The following is a 3,696-nucleotide window of genomic DNA, read 5'->3' on the forward strand; positions in this document are numbered from 1 at the left end:
TCTGCAATCCAGCGTGACCGACCTGACCCCGGACATCGGCCCTTCGGACAAGCCACTTCCCGGACCCGCCACCAGCCAGCCTAAACCCGCCCTCCGAGCGGTGTCTTGACATAAAGGGGTGCCATGACAGGGCGACGTTAGCCCGCTTCGACGAGTCTGGCGAGGTTCGCCATAGCGATGCGCGTACCCGTCTCGTTGTCTTCGGCCGGGATCGCGTCGGGAATGCCGTCATGCACGACGACGACTTCGGTCCCGCCGTCCACGTCGGTGAGCGTCGTGGACATTGTCATCGCGCCGCGGAGCGCGGGATCGTCGGTCTCGAACTCGACGACCTCGACCACCTGCTGGTCGGGCACGATCTTTACGAAGTGGCCGTGGTAGCTGTCGGTGCGCGCCGTCGACTTGCCGGTATTGTCCGGTGTTTCGTAGGTGAGCGAGACGCGCAACGAGCCGCCCTCGCGCGCGTCGAACTCGTGCACGTGGCCGCTCATGCCGGTGGGCACCCGCCACTGCGCGACCGCGGCCGGGTCCAGCAGGGCCCGATAGACGGCCGAGCGCGGCGCTTTGACGAGTTGGGATACCTGGGTCGAGTACATGGAATGAATCTATAGTCCGACGCTCAGGATGGCATCGAGGCGCACTCTCTCCGGAATGACCGCGCGACCAGCGGCAGACGAGTGCTCTGAGTGATATCGCGGTAGCCCAGTGACCGGCGGCCTCCGCCCGATCTGACCGTCGTCGGTAGGCTGCGCAGGGCTCATCTACGAGAGCCAAAAGATCCGGACGGCGATGTCGAGAACCCGTGACCGGCTCCGTCCCAGAGGGCTGCGGCGCACCCCCGAGGGCCGCCAGCGAAGCCAGCGGCCCTCGAACGGCGATGCACTGACATCGGCATGTCCGCAAGGGAATCGCACCGAGGCTGACCGACGCGGCGTGACCGGTGTGCCGAGGCCCCAGCGCGCACGATCGGCGGCAGTTTCGGATGAGCGCTGGGTGGGCTCGCAGCCCCACGCCCGCTCAGCAGTCAAACACCGACCAGCAGATGTCGTTCCGCAACCGCTGGTCGTCGAGCACGAGCTCGCGAATCGCCTCCGGGAGTTGGTCGCGCTGCCATCGGCACTCGAGTCGCCCTGCGGCATTGCTCTCGCCTTCCGGCGCGGCAGCACCTGCGGCCTTGATCGCATAGGCGGCCGCACCGAGTTCGTGCGCGGCGACGTGTGCGACGGCCCCCGACGGGCCGCATCGTCAACCGTAGCGTCGTTCGAGCACTAGAGCGGGCCTTCGGGCGCCGTGCGCCCTGACCCGGGATCCCCTCACACATCCTGTACTCGGCAGAGCAGAACGTTCGCGCTAGCGAGGCTCGGCTACGGACGGTGATGGGCGCACCGGCTGCCCACGTGCTCGATCCGCGGCAGATCCGGTCGTACCAATTGCGGATCGAACCTGCGCTTGCGGAGAGGATCGCCGATGGACAATTGACGTCGCCACGGCAAGAGGATCCCGACTGGAGGACGCCACGGCTGAGGGCCTACCACGCCGACTCCGCGCTGGCCGCCCAGGCCCACCTCGAGGACGAAGTCCGCAAGACTGTCGGACCCGTCAGGCAAGATGAGCGCATCAACGCCGCCTGAGCGCGGCAGCAGTGGGACCTTGTATGCATAGGTTGGGCACGGCTGGAACGGGCCCGGCGGGTCGCCGGGCTTCGCACGGGCCGGCAGCGGGTATCGAACTGGATCGCCACGAGTGCGCGAAGGTGGATCGGCATGGCAGGGACCCGGCAGATCCTGTTCATCCAGGGCGGCGGCGCGGGCGCGCACGACGAATGGGACGACAAGCTGTTCGACAGCCTGAGGCGGGAGCTCGGGGACGGGTACGAGGTCCGCTACCCGCGCATGCCCGACGAGGACGACCCGAGCTACGCCAGGTGGAGCGCGGCCATCCGGCGTGAGATGGCGGGCTTGGACGACGGTGCGGTCGTCGCCGGCCATTCGGTGGGCGCGACGATCCTCATCAACGCGCTCGCCGAGCGGCCACCGGAGCGGGAGGTCAGGGCGATCGTGCTGATCGCCGCTCCGTTCGTCGGGGCGGGCGGCTGGCCCGGCGACGAGTTCGAGCTGCCGCACGACCTCGGCGCGAGGCTGCCGCAAAGCGTGCCGGTGCATGTGTTTCATGGACTCCAGGACGAGACTGCCCCACCGTCGCATGCCGACCTGTACGCCCGCGTCATCCCGCAGGCACAGCTGCACCGGCTGCCCGGGCGCGATCACCAGCTGGACAATGACCTGAGCGAGGTGGCGAAGACGATTAGTCCTGACGGTCTCGGCTCCGTCACCCGGGCATAGCCAAGAGCCCGCAGCCCTTCTGATCGACAGTCACGGCCTCGGCGCTCGGGTGCCTACGCACGAGGTCACGCTGCTGCCGCCCTCAACGACGCCTACCAGCGGGCCGCCACCGAAGTCGTGACGGGCGGATCAACTGCCATCGAGGTCCTTTCGTGATCGTTTGACGCTCTCCTACGCGCGATCGAATGCGACCGGGACGGTGGCCCGTCAGCTGGGCAGGGCGGCCCTGAGCTGAGCCAGAGAACGCTTCAGCAGCCGGGACACGTGCATCTGTGACAGTCCGACCTCGGTGGCGATCTGCGTCTGGGTCATGTGGCGGTAGAACCACATGGTGAGAATCCGGCGCTCACGCAGGGGAAGGTCGGCGAGCAACGGCAGGAGGGTCAGGTGGTCGTCCACGCGCGTATAGCCGGGATCGGCGGCGCCGATGAGTTCGATGGTCTCGACGTGATCGGCTCCGAGGTGGGGCTCGTTGAGGGATGGCAGGCGGTAGGCCTGGGATGCGGTGAGGGCGACCACCACATCGTCGATGCTCACGTCGAGGTGGTCGGCGAGCTCCGCGGCGGTCGGGTGGTGGCCCTGCCGCTGCGTGAGGTCCCCCGTGGCGACTCGCATTCTGCTGTTCAGCTCCTGCGCTCGGCGCGGTACCCGCATCGCCCATGTCGTGTCGCGGAAGTGCCTGCGGAGGGCGCCGAGAATCGTGGGGACCGCGTAACAGGAGAACGGTACGCCTCGGCGGACGTCGAATCCGTCGACGGCCTTGACCAGGGCAAGGGCAGCGACCTGGGTCAGGTCGTCATAGGGCTCCCCACGTCCGGCGTATCGGCGGGCCAGCCGACTGGCCATGGGGAGGTTGCCCTCGATGATCCGATCCCGGAGCCTCGTGCGATCAGGATCGTCGCAGGCCAGGGCAGCGTGTCGACGCAACAGCTGATCGTTCGTGACGGGTACTTCATCCGCTGACGGATGTCGGGGAACTGTGGTCGCAGTCGCGGTGGGGATGACCATTGTTCAACGCCCCTTACGGCTGGTGGCGGCGGAACTGACGGCCACCGGGGGCCCGGGCGACAAGGTCACCGTACGCCTCATCGTGCCAATCGGCACCGCCGGAAGTCGGCTGGCGGGACAGGACCCCCGCGGTGGCGGTCGGGCGGCATCGACCTGACCGGGCAGTCAGGCGGACAAGTTGGCTGCCGTTCCTGGCGCGAGCTGCTCGGAACCGTCGACGATCGCCTGAGCCAGGTCGGACAGCCGCCGGTTGCGGCTGCGGGCGCCGTTGCGCAGCAGCGCGAAGGCCTCCCCCACCTCCACGTGGAGGCGCTCCGCGAGGACACCCTTGGCCTGCTCGATCAGG

5 protein-coding genes and 1 pseudogene are annotated in these 3,696 nt (G+C 68.2%); 2 read left to right on the forward strand and 4 right to left on the reverse strand.

All coding sequences use genetic code 11. The features are described from left to right. Positions 1 to 137: 137 nt before the first annotated feature. A complete protein-coding gene (locus tag DKL51_RS23950; RefSeq protein WP_109948154.1) occupies positions 138 to 596 on the reverse strand; it encodes an SRPBCC family protein in 459 nt (152 codons plus the stop codon). Positions 597 to 1,017: 421 nt separating this feature from the next. Beyond that, positions 1,018 to 1,239, reverse strand: a pseudogene (locus DKL51_RS36620) (putative immunity protein); the annotation flags it as partial. Between the two features lie 134 nt (positions 1,240 to 1,373). Here DKL51_RS36620 and DKL51_RS23960 point away from each other — a divergent pair. Together DKL51_RS23960 and DKL51_RS23965 are read left to right on the forward strand one after the other, a co-directional pair. Next, positions 1,374 to 1,631 carry a hypothetical protein gene (locus tag DKL51_RS23960; protein WP_123827133.1) on the forward strand — a complete coding sequence of 86 codons (258 nt, stop codon included), beginning with the start codon at positions 1,374 to 1,376 and terminating at the stop codon, positions 1,629 to 1,631. Between the two features lie 132 nt (positions 1,632 to 1,763). Then, positions 1,764 to 2,342 carry an alpha/beta fold hydrolase gene (locus DKL51_RS23965; protein ID WP_109948156.1) on the forward strand — a complete coding sequence of 193 codons (579 nt, stop codon included), beginning with the start codon at positions 1,764 to 1,766 and terminating at the stop codon, positions 2,340 to 2,342. A gap of 207 nt (positions 2,343 to 2,549) precedes the next feature. On the opposite strand, the gene DKL51_RS23970 is transcribed toward DKL51_RS23965, so the two are convergent. Continuing rightward, positions 2,550 to 3,350 carry a SigB/SigF/SigG family RNA polymerase sigma factor gene (locus DKL51_RS23970; RefSeq protein ID WP_109948157.1) on the reverse strand — a complete coding sequence of 267 codons (801 nt, stop codon included), beginning with the start codon at positions 3,348 to 3,350 and terminating at the stop codon, positions 2,550 to 2,552. Positions 3,351 to 3,515: 165 nt separating this feature from the next. After that, on the reverse strand, positions 3,516 to 3,696 hold a 181-nt coding region (locus DKL51_RS23975; RefSeq protein WP_148097833.1), incomplete at its 5' end, for an ANTAR domain-containing protein.

Source organism: Micromonospora globispora, assembly GCF_003857015.1.
Lineage (GTDB): Bacteria > Actinomycetota > Actinomycetes > Mycobacteriales > Micromonosporaceae > Micromonospora > Micromonospora globispora.

What these genes read in the sequence shown, in the direction of transcription:
- DKL51_RS23950 (WP_109948154.1), bottom strand. Translation starts at nt 596, where the DNA reads ATGTACTCGACCCAGGTATCCCAACTCGTCAAAGCGCCGCGCTCGGCC.
- DKL51_RS23965 (WP_109948156.1), top strand. Translation starts at nt 1,764, where the DNA reads ATGGCAGGGACCCGGCAGATCCTGTTCATCCAGGGCGGCGGCGCGGGC.
- DKL51_RS23970 (WP_109948157.1), bottom strand. Translation starts at nt 3,350, where the DNA reads ATGGTCATCCCCACCGCGACTGCGACCACAGTTCCCCGACATCCGTCA.